Below are 24,860 nucleotides of genomic sequence, written 5' to 3' on the forward strand. Positions count from 1 at the left end.
CCAGGGGTCAGTTCTCGCGCACGCTCAGCGGCGGGCGACGTTCTCGCGCTGCCAACGGCGAGCGACGTTCTCGCGCAGGCTCAGGCGCGGGCCGGGGCCGGGCCGCTGCTGCGGCGCAGGACCAGCTCCGCCGAGATCAGCGCGTGCTCGCGAGCCTGTCCGGCGCCCGCGACCGCGTCCACCAGCAGCTCCAGCGCCCGGCGGCCCAGCTCGCCGAAGTCCTGTCGGACGGTGGTCAGCGGCGGGGTGAAGTACGCCGCCTCGTGGATGTCGTCGAAGCCGACCACCGAGATGTCGCCGGGGATCGACCGGCCCGCCTCGTGCATCGCCCGCAGCAGCCCGAGCGCCATGTGGTCGTTCGCGCAGAACACCGCGCTGACCTCCGGATCCTCGGCCAACCGCAGCCCGGCCTGGTAGCCCGAGCGGGCGCTCCAGTCACCGCTGTACACCTGCGGGACCCGGGCCCCGGCCGCCTCAAGCGTCTGCCGCCAGCCGGCCTGCCGGTCCTGGCTCTCCAGCCAGCCGGTCGGACCGCCCAGATGGTGGACGGTCTCGTGGCCGAGGTCCAGCAGGTGCTGGGTCGCCGCCGTGGCGCCCGCCTGGTTGTCCACCGAGACCATCGGCACCCGTGCCTGGTTCCCCGAACCGACCGCGACCACCGGCACCGAACTGTTCAGCCTGGCCACCGCGGAGACCGCCGAGATCTGCGGCGCGATCACCACCACGCCCTCGACGCCCTGGTCACGCAGCCGGTCCACCGCCTCCTGCACCGAACGGCTGTCCAGCGAGCGCAGACTCGCCACGCTCACGAAGTACCCGGCGCTGCGCGCGGCCTGCTCGATCCCGTCCAGCATCGAGGCCGGACCGTAAAGCGTGCTGTCGAAGCTGACCACGCCGAGCGTCTGGGACCGCTTGGTGACCAGCGCCCGGGCGGCCGAGTTCGGCCGGTAGTCCAACTCCCGGATGGCTGCCAGCACCCGGTCCCGGGTGTCGGGGCGGACGTGTGGCGCGCCGTTGAGCACCCGCGAGACGGTCTGGTGCGACACCCCGGCGAGCTTCGCCACGTCCGCCATCACCGGCTGCCGGAGCTCGGCACTGTCGGTCCCCACGAACGGCCCCCTTGGTTTCCTGATGGCGTTCCGCAGAGCGTACTTGTTGTTCACGCTCACACACTGCACGAGATCACCGCGGACCTCTACCAGCGGGCCAGGATTTCCACTCCCCGAACCGCTGATCAGGGTGATCATGCCCCGTTCGGCCATCTTTGCACGTCCGTGCCCCCTCGAACGCGCCCCGGCAGCACCGTCTTGAACACGTTCAAATCATCTGCCAGAATGGCGATGTCACCACTTGCCGTCCCATGGACCGGAGCGCCCGCCGTGATCTTCGCCCTGCTCTTCATGCTGGCCCTCGGGCTGCTCGTCACGCTGGGACCCGCCGTCCTGTTCGGTCTGGTCACCGGGCTGCTGACGGCACGGCTGACCGTGCCCGCACGGATCGGCGTGCTCCTGCTGGTCACCGCAGCACAGGCTCTGACCTGGGAACTGCTGCTCTCCTTCGGCTACCTGGCGGCCGCCGTCGTCTTCCTGGTCGGCCTCGCCACCTTCGCCGCCGGAGCCGGTGGCGCGGCGTGGTCGGCCCGTCAGGCCCGAGCCGCCCACAGCTCCCTCGCCGGTCCGCCGTACTGGTACCACGGCGCGACCGGATGGGAAGCCCGGACCTGACGCCGAGCGAGCCGGAGTTCAGTCCCCCCGCACCTGGATCACCAGCTTGCCGCGCGACCGACCCGCCATCAGGTCGTTGACCGCCTGCGGAGCTTCGGCCAGCGGGTACGTCCGGTCGAGGACCGGGGTCACCTCACCGCTCTCGATCAGGCCGGTGAGGGTGTCGAGGTCGGCGTGGTGCTCACTCGCCATCAGGCCGCGCAGGCGCTGCCGGAGGAAGAGGGAGAGCAGCAGGGCCCGCACCTGTCGGCCGCTGCCGCCGGTCCAACGGCCGCCGTTCTCGCCGCCGACGATCACCAGAGTGCCGTCCAGGGTGAGCGTGCGGCGCAGCAGGGCGAGCGGGCGGTTGCCGGCGATGTCGAGGACCAGGTCGTACCGACGGCCGCCGTCGGTGACGTCGGTACGGGTGTGGTCGATGACCTCGTCGGCGCCCAGCGAGCGGATCAGGTCCGCCTTGCCCGTGCTGCACACCCCGGTCACGTGCGCACCGAGGGCCTTGGCGATCTGGACCGCGAAGGTACCGACACCGCCGGCCGCGCCGATCACCAGGACGCGTTGGCCGGGCTTCAGACGGCCCGCGTCGCGCACGGCCTGGAGGGCGGTCGGGCCGGATACGGGGACGGCGGCGGACTGCGCGTGGGTGAGATTCGCCGGGCGGTGGGCGAGCCTGTCCGCCTTGGCGCAGGCGTACTCGGCGAACGCGCCGGCGGCGATGCCGTACACCTCGTCGCCGGGGCGGAACCGGGTGACCCCCGGGCCGACCGTGTCCACCTGGCCGGAGACGGCCAGGCCCCGGATCCGCTGCTTGGGGGCCCGCAGGCCAAAGCCCGCTGCGCGGATCAGGTACGGCAGGCCGGACGTGAGGTGCCACACTCCCGGGTCGACGCCCGCCGCGTGCACCCGGACCAGCACCTCGCCCTCGGCGGGCACCGGCCGGTCGGTCTCCTCGACCCGCAGCACCTCGGGCGGACCGTAGACGTCGTGCAGGACGGCCTTCACGGGCGGGCTTCTTCCTCGGTGGCGGCAGCGGGGGCGGCAGCGGCGGGGTACTGGAACACGTCGTCCAGCGGGACCTGGAAAACCTGGGCGATCTGGAAAGCCACTTCCAGCGAGGGCGAGTAGCGGCCCTGCTCGATGGCGATGACGGTCTGTCGGGTGACCCCGATCCGGCGGGCGAGTTCGGCCTGGGTCATCTCGCCGTGGGTGAATCGCAGGGTGCGGATCACGTTGGTGACCCGGGTCGGCTTCACCACGGGTGCAGCCCGAACCGGTAGGCCCCGATCCTCGCGGCCGCGCTCAGCACCGCGGAGAGCACGAAGGCCAGGTAGATCGCGTTGGCGATCCAGAACCGGTCCTGCCCCGCCATCGCCAGGACCAGCCCGGCGACGCCACCGATCACCGTGAAGGACTGGCCGACGTACTGGCCGAAGCGGTGGATCTCCCGGTCCCGCTGGTCCCGGACGTTCTCCTCCTTGGGCGAGAACGTGGTCATCGCGACGTGCAGCACGATCGAGGTCAGGATCGCCCCACCGACCGACCAGAGCAGCGCCGTCACGTACGGCGCCTGTGTGAGACCCGCTCCCTCGGGCCGGTCCAGCACCGCCACCAGGTAGGCCCCGTAGGCCCCGATGCTGACCAGCAGCATCGTCCAGGCACGCTTCTCCTCGATTGCCATCCCACTCCCAATGTCAAGAAAACCAGACATCCCGAGTGTCAAGCAGAGCCGACACCATGTCAAGGTTTCTGTACATGAATGCGGCGCGCCAACCGACGGCGCCGCCCCGGTCCCGTACGGCGGGAACCGGGGCGGCGAGGGGTGACGAAGCGTCAGACGGTGGCCGGGCGGGCGGCCTGGGCGCTGGTCGGGAGCTTGAGGGCGGTGCGGAGCCTGGTGTCCGCCGGGCCCCGGGCCAGGTCCTCCAGCTCCAGCACCTCGTCCTCCTGCGCGCCGGTGTCCGCCGTCTTCCGGAGCTTCTCCGCGTGCGCGATGACCTGGTCCAGCTCGGCCTGCAGCGGGGCCACCTGCGCGCGGACCGGGTCGGACCACTGGGCGGCGTTGAGCTGGCTCTTCTCGATCTGGGCGGCGCTGACCAGCTTGCGGGCCCACTCCTGGTAGACGCCCGGATCGGCGTCCTCGGGCTCGTCCATCGGCCACTGGTCGAGCACCTGGTTCAGCTCCCTGGAGGCCGCGAGGTAGCTGCGCTGCTCGCCCGTACCGCCTGCGGTCTCCTGACGGAGCGTCCGGGTCAGGTTCTCCTTCGACTCGAAGACGCACAGGCCGAGCCGCTTGCCGCCCGACTTCCAGGCGGTGGGGTCCGGGTAGAGCGTGGTGACGTCCACCTCCCGGGGTATGGCGAGGTAGTCGGCCACGTACTCGTACTGCCGCTGGACGCACTCCTTCGCGACGGCGTCCTGCAGCACCTTGTCCCCCGGATAGGGGGCGTTCGCCCCCTGGTCATCCGGGAGCGTGACCGTGCCGAACACCTCCCCGAGGTGCGGCAGGGTGCACGGCACCACCGTGAACCGGCGGACCACCGCGCCGTGGTCGCCGCTGCTCTCCTTCGTGCAGTCGCCGGGCGTCAGGCTGAAGACGTTGGTCCGGTCGGCGATGTCGTCCAGATCGCCCTTCGCCACGAACACACCCGCGAGCCCGATCGTCAGCACCGCCCAGACGCAGGAGAGCACGATGCCCGCGATGGCCAGCCCCCTGCCCCGCTGCGGACGGCGGCGGATCTGGCCGAGCGCGGCGATGCCGAAGCCGAGGCCGAGCGCCCACAGGCAGCAGCCGAACCCCAGGATGCCGAGCACCAGCGAGGCGATGGCCAGCCCGTTGCTCCCCTGCGGCGGCGCCTGCGGACCGGTCCAGTACGGCTGCCCGTACGGCGCCGGGGCGCCGGCCCACTGACCGGGGTACGCGTACGGCACCGCGCCGGACGGCCCGGGCGACGGCGGGTACGGACCCGTGGGCGGCGCGTACGGATCGGCCGGCGGCGCGTACGAGGTGAAGCCGTCCGAGGGGGGCGCGTACGGGTTGGCGTCCGCCGGGGGCGGTTCGTACGGCGCGCTCGCAGCCGGCTCCGGGACGCTGTCGCTGCCGGACGGCGGGGACCATTCCGCAGAGCCGCCGCCGGTGTCACTGCTGCCGATGTCGCTGCCGCCACTCTGGCTGGTGCCGGTGTCACTACCGCCGGTGTCGCTGCTGCTCGAACTGCTGGACTGGTCGGACTCGGACGACACCGTGGGACTCCCCCGAAGCTGCACTGCCGTCGGGTCCGACGGCTGCGCGAATATAGCCGATCATCAGACCGCACTCCCAATGGATTCGCCCCGCGGGACGGCTCTGTCAGTGCCGACCCGTACGCTCACGTCCCATGACGAGCAACCCGGGGCAGGCGGTCACCGACCGGGCGGTCAACAGCCCAGCGGCCGGCGGCTGGACGGCCACCGGCCTGCGCTGGCGTGACGGCGTTCCCCGGCTCACCGCCGCGAGCGGGGCCCGGGTGCTGGAGCGCGAGGTCGCCACCGGCAGCCGGGTCGGCTGGACGGTGGTCGGCCCGCGCCGCTGCGTCGGGATCCGGACGGCGCACCGCCACCACCCGTGTCCGGTCGCGGCCGAGCTGGAGCCGGGCGGCAAGGCGGGCCAGTGCGGCTCCTGCCAGGACGCCGACCAGGGTCTGGCCCTCGCCAGGGACCAGATCCTCGACGACGGGCGGACGTACCGCCTCTACCTCGCCTGGTTCGGCCCCGGCCTGGCCAAGGTCGGCCTGACCGCCGAGCAGCGCGGCACCGCCCGGCTGGTCGAACAGGCCGCCCTGGCCTGGACGTTCGTCGCCCGGGGTTCGCTGCCGGGCATCCGCAGGGCCGAGCTGACGGTGGCACAGTCCGGGTTGGCCAGGGAGCGGTTCACCGCGAAGGCGAAGGTCGGCGGCTGGTGGCGGCTGCCCCCGCCGGACGAGCGGGTGGCGGCGGTCGACGCGCTGCGGGCCCAGGTGCTCCGGGTGCTGGCGGGCCACGCCATCGAGCTCTTCCCGTCCGAGCCGGTGACCGACCAGGTGGACCTGTTCGGCCTCACCGACGGGCCACCCACCGCCTACCGCGAGGTCACCGCCCTCGCTGGGGGCGCCACCCTAGGCGGCACGCTGCACCCACCGATCGGCCGCCATCTCTTCCTGACGCCCGATCAGAGCGGCGCCACGCCCGTGCTGCTGGACACCCGGCTGCTGATCGGCTGGGCCCTACGGCCCACCCCGCCTGGCCCGTGCACCGGGCTCACCGAACAGCTCCGCGCCCGGCCGGCCGAACAGGCCGCGCTGTTCTGACCGGCGGGAGGCAGGCGGCCGGCCGCCGCAACACCGGCCGACCCGACCGCCCGACCACCCGGCCGCCGCTGAGCGGGACCGCTACGGCAGGGCCGTGGCGAAGACGCCTCGGGCGGAGGTGCCGTCCGGCCAGACCCAGCCCGCGACGACCTGGCCCGGGCCTGCCGGGCCCTCCAGCGGTCGCAGGACCCGGACGACCTCGTAGCTGAACTCGTCGGCGCCGACCGGGTGCACCGTGACGGTCGGGTCCGGGGCGTCGCTCTCGCTCTGCTGCTGCGGGACGGCCTTCCCGTTCAGCAGCGCGGCCAGCTCGGTCATCAGGACGGGGTCGGCGGTCCCGTCATAGATCCACCGGGTACCCAGCACGCCGTGCTCGGAGGTACCGATGAGCCCCGCCTCCGGGCCGGTCCCGTTCGGGGCACCCCGGTAGGCCAACGGCACCAGGTACGCCACCGGATCGGCCGCCGCCGTGTCCACCACCACCATGAGCTCGATCCCCACCTCGCCCTCGGGGTCGTCCAGCCGGAACCCGCCGGCCTTGACGAGCACCGGCACCCGGCCCGCGCCGAGGTACCAACTCTGCTGCGGCAGCCACTCGGTGAGCAGCTCGAGCTTGCCCGGGTTCATGGTGGTGTTGTGGATGACGGCCATCAACGGCTCCTTCATGGTGGGTGACGTGGGCCTCAGTCGGATGTGCGGCCCCTGCGCCAGAGGAACAGGGCGCCGACGGCGGCGATCGCCAGGAGCAGGGCGCCCGCGTGGTTCGGTTCGTTCCTCGGTTCGGGGGCGGCGGCCGGTGCGGCCGGGGACGGGGACGGGGACGCGTGCGGCGGGGTGGGAGTCGGGCTCGGGGTCGGTCTGCCGAGCGGAACGCGCCACACCTCGCTCTGCTTGCCCTCGCTGCCGAACAGCAGGGAGCCGCCGTCCGCCGCGAAGGTGACCGATTCGCCCTGGCGCTGGAACGGGACGCTCACCGAGCGGGGGGCGGTGATGTTGCCGTCCTTCCAGTCGTAGAGCTTGGCCCAGAAGTAGCCGCGCAGCACCACCTCGGTGCCGTCCGGCGAGAAGCCGCCGTCGGTGACCCAGGGGACGTCGGCGATGCCGGTGAAGGTGTTCACGGCGGTGGTGGAGAGGGTCTCGGGCCCCTGGTAGAGGTGGCCCTGGTCCTTGTCGCTCTTGCTGGCGATGTACACCCGGCCGGTGACCGGGTGGACCAGCAGCGCCTCGGCGTCACGCGGCCCGTCCGCGTACCGGACCCGGTAGCGGGTGGCCTGCACGGTCTGGTCGCCCAGCTGGGCGGGCTCGGCGAAGCGGTAGATCCAGACCTCGGGCCACTTGCCGTTGAAGTTGTCGCCGATGTCGGCCAGGTAGAGCTGGTTGTCCGGACCGAGCGCGATCGCCTCGGCGTCCCGCAGCGTGACCCCGCGCAGGGTGACGGTGGCGACCGTGCGGCCCTGGGAGTCGACGGCGAAGACGTACGGGCCGTCGTCGCTGTCGTTGTGCGTCCAGTAGACGCCGGGGTGGCGGTGGCTGGCGGCCAGGCCGCTGGACTCGGTGATCCGCGCGTCCTGGACGGTGAACTCGCGGTGCGGGCTGCCGTCGGCGGCCGCCGGGGCGGCGGCCGGGCCGAGCACCAGCAGCAGGGCAGCCCCCAGCGCCGAGACCGGTCCGGCGGACCGGCTCCGCCGAAGGACCATTCGTCCGGGCACCCTGAGCACACGGCGATCATCGCACGCGGCCCGGCCGCCCTCCCAGCCCGGCCGCCGTGCGCTGACGCCCCGTCACGGACGGCGGCCCGTCACGGCCAGAGCAGTCCCCGTTCCCACCCGAAAGTGGCCCGCTCGTACGCCAGCCGGATGTGCCGGCGGCCCGGGTCGCCCTGCCAGAACTCGACCGTCTCCGCGCGCAGCACGTACCGGGTCAGTCCCGGCACCGGCGCGGTCGGAGCGGCGGCGACCTCGGCGGCGGCCGCCTGCCAGGTGGCCTCCAACTCGGACGTGCTGCCCAGTCGCTGGCTCTGCCGGCCGACCACGGCGGCGGTGTGACCGGCCGGGCCGACACCCCGCTCGGCGGGTGGGGCGTCCTGCCGGTCGACCGCCTCGACCGGTCCGCGCACCCGGACCTGGCGGCCGACGGCGGGCCAGTACGAGGTGAGGGCGGCCCAGGGGGTGACAGCCAGCTGCTCGCCCAGCGGGCTGCGCCGGTCGGCGAAGAAGCTCCAGCCGCCGGTGGCCGGGTCGATGTCACGCAGCACCAGCACCCGGGCGTCGGCGTGGCCGTCGCCGTCCGAGGTGGAGACGGTGACCACCTGGGCGTCCGGCAGCTCGGCGGTCATCGCTGCCAGCAGCCAGGACACGTGCAGGGCGGCCGGGTCCTCGGGGGCGTCGGCCGGGACGAAGGCCGGCAGCTCCCGGTCCATCGGCGGTCGGGAGCGCAGCAGCTGACGAAGCGTCGCCAACTCTTCGCTCTGCTGGGCCGGTCGCGTCACGGTACTGCCTCCCAGTTCTCGGTGTTCGGGTCCCATTCTGCCCTGGGCCGAGTCCCGGACCGGCCTCGGTCACTGGACTAGGCTGGCTCGACATGAGACGCCGAGCCGCCGTACCGCCCGCCCCGCTGCCGCAGCGGCGCGGGGTCGATCCGGTCCGGCGGCGGCTGCCCTTCGACGGCGGTTGGGCGACGGTGCGGGACTACCTGGTCGACCGGCTGCCGGTGCCGCCCGCTCTGGTCGACGCCATGTTCGCCGAGGGCGCCGTGCACGGGGAGGCGGGGGTACTCCCGGCCGGTGCGCCGTACCTGCCGGGTGCCTACGTCTGGTACCACCGCGAGCTGGAGCCGGAGGTGCCGGTGCCGTTCCCGGTGACGGTGCTCCACCGCGACGAGCGGATCGTGGTGGCCGACAAGCCGCACTTCCTGGCCGTCACGCCGCGTGGCAGGCACGTGGTGGAGACGGCGCTGTCCCGGCTGCGGAACGAGTTGGCGCTGCCCGAGCTGAGCCCGGCCCACCGGCTGGACCGGCTGACCGCGGGGCTGACGCTCTTCGTGGCACGGCCGGAGTACCGGGGCGCCTACCAGGCGCTGTTCGCGGAGCGCCGGTTCCGCAAGGAGTACCGCGCGGTCGCGCCCTTCGACCCGGAGCTGAGCCTGCCCCGCACGGTGCGGAGCCACCTGGTGAAGGAGCGCGGCGAACTGACGGCCCGCGAGGTGCCGGGCCCGCCGAACAGCAGCAGCGTGGTGGAGCTGCTGACGCACCGGGCGGGCCTCGGCGGCTACCGGCTGCTCCCGGAGACCGGGAAGACCCACCAGCTCCGGGTGCACCTCAGCGCGCTCGGCATCCCGATCCTGCACGACCCCCTCTACCCGGAGGTGCTGGCCGAGGCCGCCCCGGACGATTTCCGCCGTCCGCTCCAACTGCTGGCCCACACGCTGGAGTTCACCGACCCGGTGACCGGTGCTCCGATGCGCTTCGAGAGCGCCCGTCGGCTCTCGGCCTGGCCGTCGGAGGGTTGAGCGCCGCTCGGGGTGGCGAAGATCACGGCCTTCGGGTGCCACATACGTTCGCGTAAGGAACTTCACAAGGTGAACTATCGTCTTCATGGCTGACTACCAGGAGACCACCGACTTCGGCTCGTACGTCGCCCTCGGCGACAGCTTCACCGAGGGTCTGAACGACCCCGGACCCGACGGCAGGTACGCGGGCTGGGCCGACCGGCTCGCCCAGCTGCTCGCCGAACAGCGCCCGGAAGCCGACTTCCGGTACGCCAACCTGGCCGTGCGCGGCCGCCTGCTCGACCAGGTGATGGCCGAGCAGGTGCCCAGGGTCGCCGAGATCCGGCCCGACCTGGTGAGCTTCTGCGCCGGCGGCAACGACATCCTCCGCCCGGGCAGCGATCCGGACGAGGCGGCCGAGCGCTTCGAGGCCGCCGTGCTGGAGCTGCGGCAGCACGCGGGCCGGGTACTGATCTGCACCGGCTTCGACACCCGGGGCATCCCGCTGCTCGGGCTGCTGCGCGGGAAGATCGCCACCTACAACGGCCACCTGCGGGCGATCGCCGACCGCAACGACTGCGCGGTCGCCGACCTGTGGTCGCTGCGCGCCGTGCACGACCGGCGGGCCTGGAGCGAGGACCGGCTGCACCTCTCCCCCGAAGGCCACCAGCGGGTCGCCCTGCTGGCGGCCCGCGCGGTCGGCCTGCCGCTCACCGCCGCGCAGGACCCGGACGCGCCGTGGCCGACCGCCCCGGCGCTCTCGGTCGCCGAGCAGCGCCGGGAGAACCTGCACTGGGCCCGGGAGTTCCTGGTCCCGTGGGTCGGCCGACGCCTGCGCGGCGAGTCCTCCGGCGACCACGTCGAGGCCAAGCGCCCGGAGCTGTCCCCGCTCTGAGTGACCGTCAGATCACCCCGGCCGACCGGAGCAGCCAGCGGTTGGTTCGGCCGACCAGGCCGGCCCGGTCCAGTACGTCGATCGCCTTGGCCGCCATCTGCTTCTTGGTGGCGCGCCAGTGCGGGTTGTTCCGGGCGGCCCGGCGGCCGGCCTTCGGGTCGATGCCCACAACCGCGTACAGCCTGGGGTTGATCAGGCCGACGGTGGAGCGGTGCACCACCAGGCCGAGCAGCAGCTGCTCGTAGCGGCGGCGCACCGGGCCGACCCTGGTGCGGACCAGTTCCTCGCGGGCGTAGGTGATGTGCCTGGACTCCTCGATCACGTGAATCCGGGAGACCTGACGGGTGAGCGGCTGCATCGACTCGTCGTTCATCAGCTCGCGCTGGAAGGCGTCGAGGATCTCCTCGACGTACATGGTGCCGCCGAAGGTCTGACTGTGCGTCGAGATCGCCTTGAAGAGCCGGCCGAGCTCGTGCGAGAGCCGTCCGGGACCGTACGCCGGCACGCCCATCCAGGAGATCATCTTCGCGAACATGACGGAGTGCCGGCACTCGTCGGCGATCTCGGTGAGCGCGTACTGCACGTGTGCGCTGGTCGGGTCCCGGTCGAAGGCGTGCCGCAGCAGCATCTGCATCAGGATCTCCTCGAACCAGATGCCGACGCTCGCGATGCTGGCGACCTCGTGCTTGCTCAGCTCGATCCGCTGCTCCTCGGTCAGCGCGTCCCAGAGCGGGGTGCCGTAGAGCGAGAGGTTGTGCGCCGGGCTGTAGTAGCGGCCGGGCACCGGCGGGGAGGCCCAGTCCACCTCGGTCAGCGGGTCGAACGAGACCTTGGCGGAGGAGGCGAGCAGCCGCTCGGCGGTCCGGCGGCGTTCCTCCGGCCACTCCTCGGGGGCGGTCCTGACGGTCGGCCTGCGGCCGGCTGCGGTGGTCATCGGCTCTCTCCTCCTCGGGCTCGCCGAAGGGCACGGCGCGCCCCTCTGCCCGAGAAGCTAGAGATTATTAGACTGACCGTCAACAGTTCTGACCGTCAGGACTCCACGGCGCGCCCGGCGCCCGGCGCGGCTGCCGCCCAGTACCCGGCGTCGAGCGGAGCACGCCCGGCCAGGTCGGCCCGCACCCGGTCGGCCAGCCTCCGGGTGTCCCGGCGGTTCATGGTGGCGCCGATACCCGCCCCGATCAGCAGCGGGATCAGCGAGGGCAGTTTGCGCAGCGTGCTCCTGGCCAGCCGCTTCCGCACCTTCTGCCGCACCTCCGAACCGACGGCCATCGCGGCCAGCCCTGCCGGCCGGATCAGCGCCATCCGGTCGATCCCGCGTCCGTCGGCCCAGGCTCCGAGGTAGGCGGCGGCCCGCTGGGTGGCCGTACCGAGGGCGGGCGTCCCGTAGATCTCGTGCAGCTCGGCGATCAGCTTGATCTCCACGGCCGCGACCGACAGCGTCTCGGCCGCGATCTCCACCGCCATCGCGGGAGGCACCGGCAGCATCGCCGCCGCACCGGCCCCGGCGCCGAGCGCGGCCGAGGACCGGCACGCTCCGAGCGTGATCAGTTCGGCCAGCTCCTCCGGGGTCACCGCGGTCGGGTGCTGCGCGCGCAGCGTGGCCAGGCCGCGGACCGGGATCCGCGGCGCGGCCGTCACCAGCCGGTCCGCCAGCGCCTTCCCGCCGTACCCCGCGCCCTTCGCCGCGGCCAGCCCGCCCCGCCCCAGCACCCGGGCCACCGTACCCACCAGCGACTTGGCGCGCTGTGAACCCTTCCGCCGGTACCAGGCCTCCCGGACGGCCGCGTGCTTCTCCGGTAGCTCCCGCTCCATCTCGGCCGACAGCGCGGCCAGCTCGGCCGCCACGTCCTCCCCGCCGGGCTCGGGTACGAAGTCCTGGTGACGGCGCCTGCGAATCAGTCCCATGCCCTGCGGGTACCCCGCCGTCGGCCCGCCACGCCCCGGCACCCGGCTCGGTTCACCCTGGTGGCCGCCCCGTGACGGTCCTGTCACCCGCGCGCCCGTTCCGGGGAACACCGGCGGTAGCGTGGGCGGATGACGATGCGGGTGGTGTCGCTGGTGCCCTCGCTCACCGAGGCGATCGCGGCGAGCGGGCGGGAGCTGCTGGTCGGGGTGACGGACTGGTGCACCGAACCCGGCGACCTGGCGGTGGCGCGGGTCGGCGGGACGAAGAATCCGGATCTGGCACGGATCGTGGCGCTGCGGCCGGATCTGGTGGTGGCCAACGAGGAGGAGAACCGGGCCGTGGACCTGGCGGCGCTGCGCGCGGCCGGGGTGCCGGTCCGGGTCACCGAGGTCCGTACGCTGCCGCAGGCGTTCGCCAAGCTGGCGGCGCTGCTGACCGGCGACCTGGGCCTGGCCAGGCCGGGCTGGCTGGACGCCGCCGAACTGGCCTGGCAGGGGCTGCCCGACCGGTCGCAGGTCCGGGCAGTGGTACCGATCTGGCGGCGGCCGTGGATGGTGCTGGGCCGGGACACCTTCGCGGGGGACGTGCTGCGGCGGCTCGGGGTGCGGCTGATCCACGCCGAGCACCCGGAGCGGTACCCGGCGATCCCGATAGGCGAGCTGCTGGCCGCCGACCCTGAGCTGGTGGTGCTGCCGGACGAGCCGTACCGCTTCACCGCCGAGGACGGCCCCGAGGCCTTTCCGGGCGTCCCGGCGGCGCTGCTGAGCGGCCGTCACCTCACCTGGTACGGGCCCTCCCTCGCCGAGGCGCCCCAGGTCCTGGCAGCTGCCCTCGACCGGGCCCTGCGGTCAGCCGGACCACCCCTGACCTGGGGCGATCCATCGAAGGGAGACCTCCCGGCAGGCGGCGTACCGTGAGAGGAAGGGCCGCCCTCCCGACGGGAGAGCACGTCCGGGCGGCCGCTGAAGGAGATGGCGTGATGACCGGTCTGCTGCGGAAGAGTCTGGAGAGTCCCGAGGAGGTCCGTCCCTTCGAGGGCGGCAAGGGACAGCTGGCACTGGTGGACATGGACGGCATGGCCGTCGGCCGGGCCACCTTCGAGCCGGGTTGGCGCTGGTCCGAGCACGTGAAGCCGATCGCGGGCACCGAGAGCTGCGAGGCTGCCCACACCGGGTACTGCGTCTCGGGCCGGATCGCGGTCCGGATGGACGACGGCGAGGAGCAGGAGTTCGGCCCCGGTGACGTGATGACCATCGCTCCCGGGCACGACGCCTGGGTGGTCGGTGACGAGCCCTGCGTGCTGATCGACTGGCAGGGCTACGCGGACTACGCGAAGCGGTCCGCCTGACCGCCCCTCACCGGACGTCCGACCTGGGATGTCACGGTCGGGGGTCCGGCGTCCGTACCTCCCTCGATGGGCCGATAAAGTACCTGCACCACGACCCATCAGGAGGGGTACCACCATGGCTGACATCGAGACCGCCAAGCAGGTCTTCGCACGCTTCGACGCCAACGGCGACGGCTTCATCACCGCGGCCGAGTACACCAAGGCGATGGCGGAGCTCGGTGACCCGTACGTCACCGAGACCGTCGCCCAGGCACTCATCAACAAGGCCGACACCAGCAAGGACGGCGTGCTGAACTTCGACGAGTTCTGGGCCGCCCAGAACGCCTGATCTCAGCCCAACCGGGTCTGCCAGTCGGTCACCCCACCGTCCCGGCCGGTTCCTTCGGCCGGGACGGCCCCGTCGATCACGTAGTACTGCGGGGCCATCGCGGTCTGCCACTCCGACAGTCCGGCCAGCACCGCGCGGTGCGCCTCGACCGGCGTGAGCGTCCGCGCGCCGGAGTCCAGTCTGGCGGTCAGCCGCCCGTGCTCCACCGCCGCCGACGGGCCGGTGTCGGCGCCCAGCGCCTGGAGCAGCAGGTCCCGGACGGCCGCCAGATCGATCCACGAGCCGTCGACCTGAACCCACTCGCCCTCCCGTACGCCGGGTGCCAGGCCGGTCAGCCCGGTCAGGCGGTCGAGCGCCACCGGTCCGTTCGCCGCCGCCTCGACCAGGGTGAGCAGACCCCGGGCCAGCCGTTCGCTGTCGTCCCGGTCGAACACCTGCGGGCAGGTGTGCAGCGAGAGTTCGACGCAGTCCCTGACCCGCCAGATGTTGAGCATGACCCGGACCGGCACCTCCTCGTCCGGGTACCAGCTGAGCTCCGGATCGGTGTACGGCATCGGGCGCGCCTGCGCGGCGGCGTCCGGAATGGTCATGCTGAGGTCGTTCACCACCACCTGCCGGGCCCAGCGCGAGCCGCGCAGATGGGCAACGTCCTCGATCAGCTCCCAGATCCGGGTGGCGTCGAAGGTGCTGTGCCAGTAGCCCGCCAGCGCGGCGGCCTTGGTCCGGCCGATCACCTCGTCCAGGTCCGCCGCACCGGTGTCCACGGCGAGCAGCGCATCCTGGGCCAAACTGCCGACGTGGTTAGCCAGTTGGGACCGGTGCCGGTTTGCGGAGAGCGCGGCGATCACCAGTCTGGGCTGCGCCGCCCGGTGCGCGACCAGGGCGGCGAAAACGCCGAGCAGCACGCTGGACGGGCTGGCGCCGGTCCGCTGCGCGGCGGCCGCCAGTGCGGTGGCGGCCGAGGGCGAGCGGATCGCCAGGGTGGCCAGCCGTCCGGGCGGCCCGGTCAGGCCCGAGTCGGCGAACACCGCCTGCGGGCTGGTGCGCAGGATCTTCTCCCAGTGCCGCAGCGAGGCCGTGGCCCGGCGGCGGCCCACCGGGGTGCGCTCGGACTGCGCGACCTCCAGCGGCGTGGGCGCGCTGAGCGGCCCGAGCTCACCGCCGCTCAGCAGGGTGTACCACTCCTCGAACAGCCGGGAGGTGGCCGCGCCGTCCGCACCGGAGTGACAGACCACCACCGCCAGCCGGACCGGTCGGCCGTCCCGGGTCAGCAGGGTGTAGCGGATCGGGAAGTCCACCGCCAGGTCGAATCCGACCGGCCGGTCCTTCCGCGCCAACTCATTTGCCAGTACGTCGAGTTCGTCATCCGGACCGGCCTCCACCAGGGTCACCCGGAACGCCCCGGCGGCGTGCACCTCCTGCCGCGCCTCCCCGTCGGGACCGGGCGCCGGGAACCGGGTGCGCAGCGACTCGTGCCGCTCGGCCAGCTGCCGCAGCACGGCCAGCACCTCGGGCACCCCGGTGCCGGGCGGGACAGGCCAGACCGCGTGCTTGTTGATCTGGTCGGGGTCGTCCCGACGGATGCACAGGATCATGTTGTCCTGGCCGAAGGTCAGCGGCCCCGAGCCGGAGCTGCCGCCGTCGTACCGGACCGTGATCACGCTCATCGGCCCCGGCCCCCGGTCAGCGCGAGCCGGACGGACTGCGGCCAGTGCGCCAGGTGCGGCCCGTGGGCGTGGATCAGCGCCAGCGCGATCCGCTCCAGGCCGAAGGCGGCGCAGGCGGTGTGCCCCGGCTCGCCGTCGGCGGTGAAGCCGAAGACGGTCCCGAAGGTGTCCTTGTGGCAGTTGGCCGAGGCGATCGCCTGGACCAGCCCGTCGGCCAGCTCGACCCGCAGCTCGTACTTCAACTCCTGGGCGCGCTGGGCGGCTTGGAAGATCCGCCGGGCCCGGCCGAAGAACGGGTCGTCGGCCACCTCAACGGCGGCCTTGAGGTCGAGCGCGGCGAGCCAGTCGGCCACCCGGTCCAGCCAGCGGGCACGCCACTCCTCGCAGTGTTGCTGACTCCCGGCGGTGACGTACTCGGCCATCCGGAAGCTGCGCAGGCGGCCCGGCTCGTGGCTGCCCTCCTGCCGGAAGCAGTGCGCCGAGGTGGCGAACCTGACCGGTTCGGTGAGCTCCCGGCCCTCCAGCGTGGCGTACAGCGGGTAGCAGGCGGCGGGCAGCAGGACCAGGTCGCCGATCTGCTGGGCGGTGTGCCAGTCCGGACGGCCGGAGCGTTCGCCCCATTCGGAGGCGGTGCCGGTGAAGCTGTGCACGGTGCCGAGCAGGTGCGGGAACGCCTTGACGTACCCGGCCCGCTCGACCAGCGCCCGGGAGATCACCGGCGGGACGGCGATCCGGTCGAAGGGCTCGTCGGCGCCGAGCGTCTCGATGCCCAGCCGCAGGTCGGCGATCAGGGCCTCGAAGGCGCCGGAGTAGAGGACCACACCGGGGACGTCGGTGGGCAGCAGGGTGGCCGCTCCGGACGGGTGGAGGTCAGTCATCGGCTGCTCCTGGTTCGAGTGGTTCGAGGTCGGGTGGTTCGAGGTCGGGTGGGGTGTACGAGGTCCAGGTCCGACGGCGGACCACGAAGGGCGCCGGGCCGTCCAGCGCGACGGCGGCCCGGAACGGCCCGGGCAGCCGGATGTCGCGAATCCAACAGGGGCCGGGTGAAAGGCCGTTGAGAGAATCGAGCCGGAGCGGACTCCGGCCGGCCAGCCGGAGCGGCAGGCCCTGGGCGAGCCGCCCTCCGTACGCCTTCACGCCCGCCTCCCGGCGGCACCAGAGCTGAGCGAACCGGGCCGAGCGGTGCCGCGCGGACCGTCCCTCGGCGACGAATCCGGCCTCCTCGGGCGGGAAGTACCGACCGGCCACCCGGACCGCCACGCGTTCGGCGGGCAGCTCCTCGACGTCGGCTCCCACCGGCCGGCCGTGCGCGACGGCGAGCACCGCGAGCGGCCCGGAGCCTGACCAACTGAACCGCGCGCCAATTGGGTTGTGCACCGGCTCGGGCTTTCCGTGCGGGCCCCGCCGCCAGGCGATTTCGACCGGGGACAGCCCGAGTGGCCGGGCCGCCAGCAGCCGGACCGCACCCCGGCCCACCACGAACCTGGACCGGCGGATCGGGTCCGGCACGGCCCGGGCCCGCTCGCGTTCACCCTGGTCGAGCAGCCGGTGCAGGCGGTCGACCACGGGCGCGGGCTGATCGGTCGGGATCACCCAGAGCGTGACCGTGTCGGTGCTCACCGGACGGCCGGCTGGTCCAGCGCCGACCAACGGCCGAACTGTTCGTCGAGATCGGTGACCCGCACCGGGCCGGCCTCTCCCGCCAGTCCGGCCCAGCACCCGGTCAGCGGCTGGTCCGGATGGCCTCCGCCGAGCGGGCCACGCCCCTGACTGACCGTCATGTCCGTTCCTTCCGTGGCGGGTTCGAGCAACAGCAGGACGCCCTGGTGGCGCTTCGGCAGCGTCACGGGACCGGCGGGCAGGTAGTGCAGTGTGGTCTGCTCCAGGATCAGGACCACGGCCCGGCGGCAGGCTCCGGTCCGCGCGTACTGGTCGGCGATCCGCAGGGCGGTGAACGGCGCCGCCGAGCCCTGGTCGCCGATCGCGAAGGCGAGCGGTCGCCCCGGGCAGCGGCGGGCCAGGTGCAGGGTGACGGCCCGGCCGGGCTGGACGTCCGGCACCGCGAAGGCCAGGATCAGCAGGTCGACCGGCTGGTCCGCCGTCAGCCCGAGCCGGTCGATCAGCACCTCGCCCATCTCGCCGTACGCTTGGCCCGCGCCTTCGGCGAGCAGGTCCTCACGCAGCGCCAGCCCGTACGGCCGGGCCAGGTCGCCGGCGAAGACCCGCAGGTCCGGGTCGAGCGAGGTCTCCGAGCGGCCGTCGAACCGCTGGGTCAGCGCCCGGCTGATCCGCAGTCCGCCTTCGCCGGTCCTGAGGTGCGGCCCGGCCTGGTGCGGCGGCACTCCGATCAGCCCTCGGCGATGGTGTGTCCGGCGACGAAGTCGGCCAGGCTGGCGACCGAGCGCAGGTCGTCCTCGCCGATCTGCTCGACGTCGACCTGGATGTCCAACGCCTCCTCCAGCTCCAGGATCAGCTCCAGAGTGCCGGCCGAGGTGAGCCCGAGGTCGTCGAAGAGGCAGGCGTTCTCCGGGACTTCGGGGAGTTCCTTCCTGAGCACCCGGGGCAGCAGGGTGCCGATGCCGGTCAGCACCCGGCCACGGAGGGCGAGGTCGGCCGGAAGAGTGATGTCGTCCATCGGTGGTACGTCCCATCGGGCATGGCACGGCTCGACAGCGGAGCAGTAGCCGGCTTGGCGGAGAGTGGATCTGATGGTGCGTCAGCTGCGGGAGAAGTCCCGTCAGTGACGGACGGCCATCGCCGAGAAGGTGGCACCGAGACCGGAGGCCACGATCAGGTAGCGGTCACCGGGCCGGAGCAGGCCCCGCGCGGTGGCAGTGTGAAGATTGATGAAAGCATCTGCGGCGAAACTGTGCCCGACCGAGGCCACGTTGTCCAGCACCACCCGTTCCACCGGATAGCCCAGACGACGGCACAGGCCGCGCCAGGACACGCTGTTGACGTTGTGCGGCAGGACCAGCGCGAGTTGGTCCAGCCCGATCCCGGCCTGGTCGAGCGCCTGCAGGATCACCTCGGCCATCGCCTCGGGATAGACCCGCTGGTACTCGGCCAGCAGCTCCGGATCCTCGGCCAGCCGGCCGTCGAACTCGCCGAGCTGCCGGACGGCGTAGGAGAGCACCTCATCCCGGCCGCCCCCGGCCCGGACCAGGCAGGCGGCCGCGCCTTCGGCGAAAATCGCCGTCTCCGGGACGAGTTGGGCGTCCCTGGTGAAGGTCTTCTCCCCCGTCAGCACCAGGGCCAGCGCGTCCGGGTCGGGTTCGGCGGCGAGCAGTCTGCCCGCCAGGTCGATGGCCAGCAGACCTGCCGCACAGGCGTGGTGGGTGACCGCGAAGGCGTTGGCGTGGCCGAGGCCGAAGCGGTCGAGCAGCTCGTGCAGCGGGTTGGCCGGGTAGGGCGTCGAGACCGGCATGCTGCGGGCGTGCAGCACGTACCGGACCTTGTGCTCCCGTCCCCGGAGTTCGGTCAGGGCGCCGAGGGCGCCGGTGAGCAGGTCGAGCAGCGTCCCGTCCGGGTCCAGGCGCACCTGGTCCAGGCCGTGGAAGCGGCGAAAGAGCTTGAGTTGACGCGGGGTCAGACCGATCCGTTCCCCAACCGCCTCGACGGGCTCGGCAAGGTCGGGAAGGTGGACGGCCACCGCCTCCAGTGCGGTCACCCGGGCTAGTATTCCCACGCCCCGCGAGCGGCACAAGATGCGTTCCGCTCCGAACGCGGGTGCCCCCGAGCAGGTGGAGACCTCCCTGATGGCTCGTCATACCCCTCTGACCAGTGGTTTCATGCTCGTTGTGCCGCCACTGACCGGACACGTACTTCCCACAATTGGTCTAGGCCGCGAGCTGCTGGCCCGCGGCCACCGGGTGGTCTGGACCGGTTCGGAGCCCGCCCTGCGGCAGCTGCTGGACCCGGGCAGCGAGATCCTGGGCACCGGCTCCCGGCTGTTCCGCCCGCAGGGCGGCTCGGGCCCGGCGGCCGTGCACTCGCTCTGGGACGGCTTCGTGGTGCCGTACGCGCGGTTCACCGCCAAGGCGCTGGACGCCGCCGTCCGCAGCCGGCGGCCCGATGTGCTGGTGGTGGACCAGCACACTCCAGCGGGCGCCCTGACGGCATACCGGCACGGCCTGCGCTGGGCCTCGCTGGCGCCCGGGCTGATGGAGCTGGGGCGGCCGTTCCCCGAGTTGGAGCCGTGGATCGAGCAGCGGCTGCGCGGTCTCTGGCAGCGGGCCGGGCTCCCTGCCGAGCAGTACCTGGACCCGCGCTTCTCCCCCGACCTGGTGCTCGCGCTGACCGGCGAATCCCTGGCCGGCGAATCCCAGGCCGGCGGGACCGGGGGTGCTCTCGCCCTGGTCGGCCCGGTGCTGACCGACCGCCCGGCCCAGCCGAAATTCCCCTGGCACCGGCTGGACCTGACCCGGCGCCAACTGCTGGTCTCCCTGGGCACCCTGGCCGAGGAGCTGACGGCGGACTTCCTGCGCCGGACCGCCGCCGCGCTGCACCTGCTCGGGCCGGGCGTCCAGGCGGTCGTACTGGCACCGCGCGAGCTCTGGCCGGAGTTCCCGGACGGCACGGTGACGGTGGAGCGGGCACCGATTCTGGACCTGCTGGCCGGCGGCAGGGTGGCGGCCGTGCTCGGCCACGGCGGCCTGAACACCACCGGCGAGGCGCTCTCGTACGGCGTGCCGCCGGTGCTGGCGCCGATCCGGCACGACCAGCCGCTGGTGGCGCAGCGGGTGGCCGCCGCCGGAGCCGGGCTGCGGATCCCCTTCGAGCGGGCGAGCCCGGCCGAGATCGCCGAGGCGCTGCGCCGGGCCCTGGACGAACCGGCCCTGCGCGCCGGGGCGGAGCGGCTCGGTGCGGAACTCCGCGCGAAGGGTGGCGCACGCACGGCAGTTGACCGGCTTGAGCAGCTGGCCCTGATGGCCCGTCAGAATGGAAACCGGTTGGTCCAGACCATTGTTCCGGAGTCCGTGCAGCCCCTAGGGTGACTCGCAGTACCCGATCGCGGCCGCCCTGAGGCGCCCTCGGGCCCTCCCCTGACCAGCCCCCCCCAGTACGGGAGTTCCGGCTTGATCGAGACCACGGGGCTGCGCAAGTCCTACCAGTCCGGCAACGGCCGCCAGGCCACCACGGTCGATGCCGTCACCGGCCTCGACCTCAGCGTGGCCGCCGGCCAGATCTACGGCTTCCTCGGACCCAACGGCGCCGGGAAGACCACCACGCTGCGAATGCTGGCCACCCTGATCCGTCCGGGCGGCGGCGAGGCCACCGTCGCAGGCGCCGACCTGCGCCGCGACCCGGCCGGGGTACGCCGACGGATCGGTTACGTCGCCCAGGGCGGCGGCACCACCGACACCGTCAGCGGCCGGGAGGAACTCGTCCACCAGGCCAGGCTGCACGGCCTCGGCAAGGCCGAGGCCGTGCGGCGCGCCGAGCGGGCGGTCGCCGCCTTCGAGCTCGGCGAGTTCGCCGACCGGCACTGCCGGACGTACTCCGGCGGCCAGCGCCGCCGGGTGGACATCGCGCTCGGGGTGATCCACTCGCCCGCCGTGCTGTTCCTGGACGAGCCGACGGTCGGCCTCGACCCGGCCGCCCGGGCACAGGTCTGGGAGGAGATCCGGCGGCTGCGCGGCGAGGGCATGACGGTCTTCGTGACCACCCACTACCTGGACGAGGCCGACGCGCTCTGCGACCGGATCGGCATCATCGACCACGGCGGCATCGTCGCCGAGGGCACCCCGGAGGAGCTCAAACAGGAGATCTCCGGCGACGTGGTCCTGGTCGGCCTCACCGACGCCGACCTGGTGCAGAAGGCCGCCGGGGCCCTGCGCGGCGAGCCAGGACTGCACCGGGTCGAGACCCCCGAGGACGGCGGCCTGCGGCTCTACGTCCGGGACGGGGCCTCGGCGATCCCGCATCTGCTCCGCACCCTGGACGGCGCGGGCGTGGTGCCCGCCACCGTCCAACTCCAGCGCCCGAGCCTGGACGACGTCTTCCTGGCCCGTACCGGGCGCTCGCTCGCCTGACGCGGCCCACCTCGACGCCCGTCCGACGCCGTCCGACGTCGCCCGAAGCGCGCCCGAAGCCGTCCGAAGCCGTCCGAAGCCGGAGAACCGTCCCATGAAGCTTGCCCGCGACACCTGGCTGGTGTTCCAGCGTCAGGTGCTGCTGATGGTCCGTACGCCGATCTGGCTGGTGGTCGGCGTGGTCCAGCCGCTGTTCTACCTGCTGCTCTTCGCGCCCCTTCTCAAGCAGGTCCTGGGAGCCGGGAGTTACCAGGAGGCGTACCGCATCTACGTGCCGGGACTGCTGGCCGTCCTGGTCATCTTCGGCGGCCTGTTCACCGGCTACAGCCTCCTCGGTGAGCTACGGGCCGGCATCATCGAGCGGTCCAGGGTCACCCCGGTCAGTCGGCTCGCCCTGCTGCTCGGCCGGGCGCTGCGCGAGGTGCTGGCGCTGCTGGCACAGGCGGTCATCATCACCCTGCTGGCGCTGCCGTTCGGCCTCTCGGTCGGCCCGTTCAACCTGCTGCTGGCCTATCTGCTGCTCGCCCTGTTGGCGTTGATGACCTCCGCCATCTCGTACGGCCTGGCGCTGCTGGTGCGCAGCGACGCCGCGCTGGCCCCGGTGGTGAACACGGTGGCGCAGCCGATCGCGCTGCTCTCCGGCGTACTGCTGCCGCTCGCGCTGGCGCCGCAGTGGCTCCGGTCCATCGCCGAGTGGAACCCCTTCTACTGGGCCGTGGAGGGCATGCGCGCCCTGTTCGCGGGCCGGCTCGGGGACAGCTCGGTCTGGCAGAGCCTGCTGATCGTCTCAGTGCTCACCGTGGTGACGGTCTGGTGGTCGGCCCGGCTGTTCGCGGAGCGGGTGCGCTGACTACAGGCGCGGGAGCGGGGCGGAGCCGGTCGGCCCCGCCCCGCTCCCGCGTTCCTTCATCCGACTTCGGCCCGGATGAAGGCCGCCAGTCTCCTTACTCCTTCTCTCACTTGAGCGACCGTCAGGCTGCTCGACGAGAGTCGCAGCCGCTGCTCACCGCCGCCGCCTGGGTAGAAGTCGGCCATCGGCGTCCAGAGCACGCCGTACTCCTCCGCGCACCGCCGCACCGCCGCCGCGTCGGCCCGGAACGGCACCGAGAGCACGGTGAAGTAGCCGCCCTCCGGCTGGTTCCAGCTCACCCCGAGCCCGGCGGCCCGTTCGGCTGCCGGGAACGTCCGCTCCAACTCGGCCAGCAGCGTGCTCAGTCCGGCCGCGTAGTGGGCGACCGCAGCGGCGTTCGCCGCCCGCAGCCGGAAGTCGTGCCGGATCAGCAGACCGCCGATCACGGCCTGACTGAGCGCCGGGGTGTTGACCGTCGTCATGCTCTTCAGCTTGGCCAACTGGTCGGCCAGCAGCGTCACCCCGCCGTCCGGCGCCACCACCTCCTGGTCGGCCAGCACGTAGCCGAGCCTGGCACCGGGGAAGCAGGTCTTGGCGAACGAGCCCAGGTGGACCACCACTCGGTGCTCGTCCAGCGCTTTCAGGGTCGGCCGGGTGCGGCCGGTACGGGTGAAGAAGCCGTACGGGTTGTCCTCGATCACCACCAGGCCCTGGGCGCGGGCGGCGGCCAGCAGCTCCCGGCGCACCGCCGTGGGCAGGCTCACCCCGGACGGGTTGGCGAAGTCCGGCACCACGTACAGCGCCCGGGGGTGGCGGCCCTCGGCCCGCAGCGCCCGGGCGGCGTTCACGACCGCCGCCGGATCGCCCTCGGGCACGGGCACGGTGCTGATGTCCAGCAGCCGGGCCGCGCCCGTGACGCCGACGTAGCAGGGCGAGCTGACCAGCAGGACGTCGTCCCGGTCGGCGCACAGGGCGCGCAGCACCAGCACCATGCCCTCCTGCGCGCCGACCGTGACCACCAGCGCCTCGGGGGCCACCGCCAGTCCCTCGTCGTTGGCCAGGGTGCGGGCGATCAGCTCGGCCACGATGCCCTTGGTGGGGCCGTACTGGAACAGGGTGCTGCGGACCTGGTCCTCCATCAGGCCACGCTCCGAGCGCAGGTGCTCCACGTAGACGTCCAGGTACTCGGCCACCCGATCGGTCTCGAAGAAGCCCTCGAAGGGGCGCCCGGGGGCGAACGAGATCGCCTCCGGGTGGCGGTCGGTGATCTCGTTCAGGAAGGTCATCGAGTCCAGCAGCGGATCGGCCAGCGAACCGTGCAACTGGTCCAGGTACAGGGTCACTCCGGCTCGCCCGTCCCGAAGGCCGCCCGCAGCCGCCGCGCCGCCCAGTCCTGGGCGGCGCGACCGGAGTCCAGGGTGCCCGCCATGGCGAAGAAGCCGTGCACCATGCCGTCGTACCGCCTGGCCAGCACCGGCACCCCTGCCGCCGTCAGCGCGGCGGCGTACGCCTCCCCCTCGTCCCGGAGCGGATCGTACTCGGCGGTGATCACAGTGGCCGGCGGGAGTCCCGACAGGTCGTCGGCGCGCAGCGGCGAGGCCAACGGGTCGTCACCGTCCGCCTCGACCTTGAGGTAGTGACTCCAGTACCAGTCCACCGAGTGCCGGTTGAACAGCAGCGGGTCCTCGCTCTCGCGAACCGAGGCGGTGTCCGCCCGGTACGCGGTGTTGGGATAGACCAGCAGCTGGTGGCGGAGCGCGGGGCCGCCCGCGCGGCGGGCCAGCAGGGTGACGGCGGCGGCCAGGTTACCGCCCGCACTGTCGCCGCCGATCGCGATCCGGTCCGGGTCCAGGCCCAGTTCAGCGGCGTGTTCGGCCAGCCAGGCGGTGCCCGCGTAGCAGTCTTGGACGGCGGCGGGGTAGGGGTGTTCGGGGGCGCGCCGGTAGCCGATCGAGACCGTGACACAGCCGGCGGCGTTGGCCAGCCGGCGGCAGATCGCGTCACAGGTGTCCAGCGAGCCGAGCGTCCAACCGCCGCCGAACAGGTAGACCAGCGCCGGGAGTCGGGCGCCACCGTGCGGCCGGTGCAGCCGCATGGCGAGCGATCCGCCGGGGCCGGGGACCTCCAGCTCGGTGACCGAGTGGACCGGCTCCGGGGTGCCACCCGCCGCCTGCACGGCGGCCAGGTCGGCAGCCCTCGCCTGGTCCAGGGTCAGGGTGTAGAGGGGGGGTGTACCGGCCTCGGCGCGCCGGGCCCGGAGCGCCAGGACTTGTGGGTCGAGTGGCATGATGCCGCTCAACCT

Annotated in this window: 28 protein-coding genes; 10 read left to right on the forward strand and 18 right to left on the reverse strand. The window is 73.0% G+C overall.

All coding sequences use genetic code 11. The features are described 5' to 3' along the window. Positions 1–80: 80 nt before the first annotated feature. On the reverse strand, positions 81–1,109 hold the full coding sequence (locus tag ACKUU6_RS01125; protein WP_407986450.1) for a LacI family DNA-binding transcriptional regulator: 1,029 nt from the start codon (positions 1,107–1,109) through the stop codon (positions 81–83). A 225-nt stretch (positions 1,110–1,334) separates the two neighbouring features. Between ACKUU6_RS01125 and ACKUU6_RS01130 the strand changes: the two genes are divergently transcribed. Further along, positions 1,335–1,724, forward strand: a complete 390-nt coding sequence (locus ACKUU6_RS01130; RefSeq protein WP_407986451.1) for a hypothetical protein — start codon at positions 1,335–1,337, stop codon at positions 1,722–1,724. A gap of 18 nt (positions 1,725–1,742) precedes the next feature. On the opposite strand, the gene ACKUU6_RS01135 is transcribed toward ACKUU6_RS01130, so the two are convergent. The 4 genes from ACKUU6_RS01135 to ACKUU6_RS01150 all read right to left on the reverse strand — a co-directional run bounded on the left by ACKUU6_RS01135 (position 1,743) and on the right by ACKUU6_RS01150 (position 4,961). After that, positions 1,743–2,723, reverse strand: a complete 981-nt coding sequence (locus ACKUU6_RS01135) for an NAD(P)-dependent alcohol dehydrogenase (protein WP_407986452.1) — start codon at positions 2,721–2,723, stop codon at positions 1,743–1,745. Next, a complete protein-coding gene (locus ACKUU6_RS01140) occupies positions 2,720–2,977 on the reverse strand; it encodes a helix-turn-helix transcriptional regulator (protein WP_407986453.1) in 258 nt (85 codons plus the stop codon). The genes ACKUU6_RS01135 and ACKUU6_RS01140 overlap by 4 nt, the downstream gene beginning before the upstream one ends. Next, the gene (locus tag ACKUU6_RS01145; RefSeq protein WP_407986454.1) at positions 2,971–3,399 is read right to left on the reverse strand and encodes a hypothetical protein; all 429 of its coding nucleotides are present in this window, start codon (positions 3,397–3,399) and stop codon (positions 2,971–2,973) included. The genes ACKUU6_RS01140 and ACKUU6_RS01145 overlap by 7 nt, the downstream gene beginning before the upstream one ends. A gap of 152 nt (positions 3,400–3,551) precedes the next feature. Continuing rightward, a complete protein-coding gene (locus ACKUU6_RS01150) occupies positions 3,552–4,961 on the reverse strand; it encodes a DUF4190 domain-containing protein (RefSeq protein WP_407986455.1) in 1,410 nt (469 codons plus the stop codon). A gap of 134 nt (positions 4,962–5,095) precedes the next feature. On the opposite strand from ACKUU6_RS01150, the gene ACKUU6_RS01155 reads away from it, so the two are divergent. After that, on the forward strand, positions 5,096–6,043 hold the full coding sequence (locus ACKUU6_RS01155) for a DUF2797 domain-containing protein (RefSeq protein ID WP_407986456.1): 948 nt from the start codon (positions 5,096–5,098) through the stop codon (positions 6,041–6,043). Between the two features lie 81 nt (positions 6,044–6,124). Here ACKUU6_RS01155 and ACKUU6_RS01160 read toward each other — a convergent pair whose 3' ends face one another. The 3 genes from ACKUU6_RS01160 to ACKUU6_RS01170 all read right to left on the reverse strand — a co-directional run bounded on the left by ACKUU6_RS01160 (position 6,125) and on the right by ACKUU6_RS01170 (position 8,531). Next, positions 6,125–6,694 (reverse strand): maltokinase N-terminal cap-like domain-containing protein, encoded by a 570-nt coding sequence (locus tag ACKUU6_RS01160; RefSeq protein ID WP_407986457.1) that lies wholly within the window; start codon positions 6,692–6,694, stop codon positions 6,125–6,127. Between the two features lie 32 nt (positions 6,695–6,726). After that, positions 6,727–7,740, reverse strand: a complete 1,014-nt coding sequence (locus ACKUU6_RS01165; protein WP_407986458.1) for a WD40 repeat domain-containing protein — start codon at positions 7,738–7,740, stop codon at positions 6,727–6,729. 101 nt (positions 7,741–7,841) lie between these two features. Next, positions 7,842–8,531 carry a pyridoxine/pyridoxamine 5'-phosphate oxidase gene (locus ACKUU6_RS01170; protein WP_407986459.1) on the reverse strand — a complete coding sequence of 230 codons (690 nt, stop codon included), beginning with the start codon at positions 8,529–8,531 and terminating at the stop codon, positions 7,842–7,844. A gap of 92 nt (positions 8,532–8,623) precedes the next feature. Between ACKUU6_RS01170 and ACKUU6_RS01175 the strand changes: the two genes are divergently transcribed. Next, positions 8,624–9,550 (forward strand): pseudouridine synthase, encoded by a 927-nt coding sequence (locus ACKUU6_RS01175; RefSeq protein WP_407986460.1) that lies wholly within the window; start codon positions 8,624–8,626, stop codon positions 9,548–9,550. Between the two features lie 85 nt (positions 9,551–9,635). Beyond that, positions 9,636–10,424: an SGNH/GDSL hydrolase family protein gene (locus ACKUU6_RS01180; RefSeq protein WP_407986461.1), complete on the forward strand. Its 789-nt coding sequence runs from the start codon at positions 9,636–9,638 to the stop codon at positions 10,422–10,424. A 7-nt stretch (positions 10,425–10,431) separates the two neighbouring features. Here ACKUU6_RS01180 and ACKUU6_RS01185 read toward each other — a convergent pair whose 3' ends face one another. Next, positions 10,432–11,358, reverse strand: a complete 927-nt coding sequence (locus ACKUU6_RS01185) for an AurF N-oxygenase family protein (RefSeq protein ID WP_407986462.1) — start codon at positions 11,356–11,358, stop codon at positions 10,432–10,434. Positions 11,359–11,453: 95 nt separating this feature from the next. Beyond that, the gene (locus ACKUU6_RS01190) at positions 11,454–12,329 is read right to left on the reverse strand and encodes a hypothetical protein (protein WP_407986463.1); all 876 of its coding nucleotides are present in this window, start codon (positions 12,327–12,329) and stop codon (positions 11,454–11,456) included. A 129-nt stretch (positions 12,330–12,458) separates the two neighbouring features. On the opposite strand from ACKUU6_RS01190, the gene ACKUU6_RS01195 reads away from it, so the two are divergent. From ACKUU6_RS01195 to ACKUU6_RS01205, 3 genes are all read left to right on the forward strand, one after another. Continuing rightward, a complete protein-coding gene (locus tag ACKUU6_RS01195; RefSeq protein WP_407986464.1) occupies positions 12,459–13,247 on the forward strand; it encodes a helical backbone metal receptor in 789 nt (262 codons plus the stop codon). Positions 13,248–13,309: 62 nt separating this feature from the next. Continuing rightward, positions 13,310–13,678, forward strand: coding sequence for a cupin domain-containing protein (locus ACKUU6_RS01200; protein WP_407986465.1), 369 nt, complete (start codon positions 13,310–13,312; stop codon positions 13,676–13,678). 115 nt (positions 13,679–13,793) lie between these two features. Next, on the forward strand, positions 13,794–14,006 hold the full coding sequence (locus ACKUU6_RS01205) for an EF-hand domain-containing protein (protein ID WP_407986467.1): 213 nt from the start codon (positions 13,794–13,796) through the stop codon (positions 14,004–14,006). A 2-nt stretch (positions 14,007–14,008) separates the two neighbouring features. Here ACKUU6_RS01205 and ACKUU6_RS01210 read toward each other — a convergent pair whose 3' ends face one another. From ACKUU6_RS01210 to ACKUU6_RS01235, 6 genes are all read right to left on the reverse strand, one after another. Then, positions 14,009–15,673 (reverse strand): condensation domain-containing protein, encoded by a 1,665-nt coding sequence (locus tag ACKUU6_RS01210; protein ID WP_407986469.1) that lies wholly within the window; start codon positions 15,671–15,673, stop codon positions 14,009–14,011. Further along, positions 15,670–16,551, reverse strand: coding sequence for a hypothetical protein (locus ACKUU6_RS01215; RefSeq protein ID WP_407986470.1), 882 nt, complete (start codon positions 16,549–16,551; stop codon positions 15,670–15,672). The genes ACKUU6_RS01210 and ACKUU6_RS01215 overlap by 4 nt, the downstream gene beginning before the upstream one ends. Then, on the reverse strand, positions 16,544–17,293 hold the full coding sequence (locus ACKUU6_RS01220) for a 4'-phosphopantetheinyl transferase family protein (RefSeq protein WP_407986471.1): 750 nt from the start codon (positions 17,291–17,293) through the stop codon (positions 16,544–16,546). The genes ACKUU6_RS01215 and ACKUU6_RS01220 overlap by 8 nt, the downstream gene beginning before the upstream one ends. After that, positions 17,290–18,015 (reverse strand): hypothetical protein, encoded by a 726-nt coding sequence (locus ACKUU6_RS01225; protein ID WP_407986472.1) that lies wholly within the window; start codon positions 18,013–18,015, stop codon positions 17,290–17,292. Before ACKUU6_RS01225 ends, ACKUU6_RS01220 begins: the two co-directional genes overlap by 4 nt. A gap of 5 nt (positions 18,016–18,020) precedes the next feature. Continuing rightward, entirely contained in the window at positions 18,021–18,308 is a 288-nt protein-coding gene (locus ACKUU6_RS01230) for a phosphopantetheine-binding protein (protein ID WP_407986473.1), read from the reverse strand. 102 nt (positions 18,309–18,410) lie between these two features. Continuing rightward, positions 18,411–19,343: a 3-oxoacyl-[acyl-carrier-protein] synthase III C-terminal domain-containing protein gene (locus ACKUU6_RS01235; RefSeq protein ID WP_407986474.1), complete on the reverse strand. Its 933-nt coding sequence runs from the start codon at positions 19,341–19,343 to the stop codon at positions 18,411–18,413. Positions 19,344–19,464: 121 nt separating this feature from the next. On the opposite strand from ACKUU6_RS01235, the gene ACKUU6_RS01240 reads away from it, so the two are divergent. The 3 genes from ACKUU6_RS01240 to ACKUU6_RS01250 all read left to right on the forward strand — a co-directional run bounded on the left by ACKUU6_RS01240 (position 19,465) and on the right by ACKUU6_RS01250 (position 22,558). Continuing rightward, positions 19,465–20,670 (forward strand): glycosyltransferase, encoded by a 1,206-nt coding sequence (locus ACKUU6_RS01240; RefSeq protein ID WP_408649619.1) that lies wholly within the window; start codon positions 19,465–19,467, stop codon positions 20,668–20,670. 81 nt (positions 20,671–20,751) lie between these two features. Further along, a complete protein-coding gene (locus ACKUU6_RS01245; protein ID WP_407986476.1) occupies positions 20,752–21,708 on the forward strand; it encodes an ATP-binding cassette domain-containing protein in 957 nt (318 codons plus the stop codon). 94 nt (positions 21,709–21,802) lie between these two features. Further along, complete coding sequence (locus tag ACKUU6_RS01250) at positions 21,803–22,558, forward strand: ABC transporter permease (protein ID WP_407986477.1); 756 nt, start codon at positions 21,803–21,805, stop codon at positions 22,556–22,558. Between the two features lie 56 nt (positions 22,559–22,614). Here ACKUU6_RS01250 and ACKUU6_RS01255 read toward each other — a convergent pair whose 3' ends face one another. Both ACKUU6_RS01255 and ACKUU6_RS01260 read right to left on the reverse strand, forming a co-directional pair. Then, positions 22,615–23,901, reverse strand: a complete 1,287-nt coding sequence (locus tag ACKUU6_RS01255; protein WP_407986478.1) for a PLP-dependent aminotransferase family protein — start codon at positions 23,899–23,901, stop codon at positions 22,615–22,617. Further along, entirely contained in the window at positions 23,898–24,845 is a 948-nt protein-coding gene (locus tag ACKUU6_RS01260; protein WP_407986479.1) for an alpha/beta hydrolase, read from the reverse strand. The genes ACKUU6_RS01255 and ACKUU6_RS01260 overlap by 4 nt, the downstream gene beginning before the upstream one ends. Positions 24,846–24,860: the final 15 nt, after the last annotated feature.

It is taken from the genome of Kitasatospora sp. CMC57 (assembly GCF_045866025.2).
Taxonomy (GTDB): domain Bacteria; phylum Actinomycetota; class Actinomycetes; order Streptomycetales; family Streptomycetaceae; genus Kitasatospora.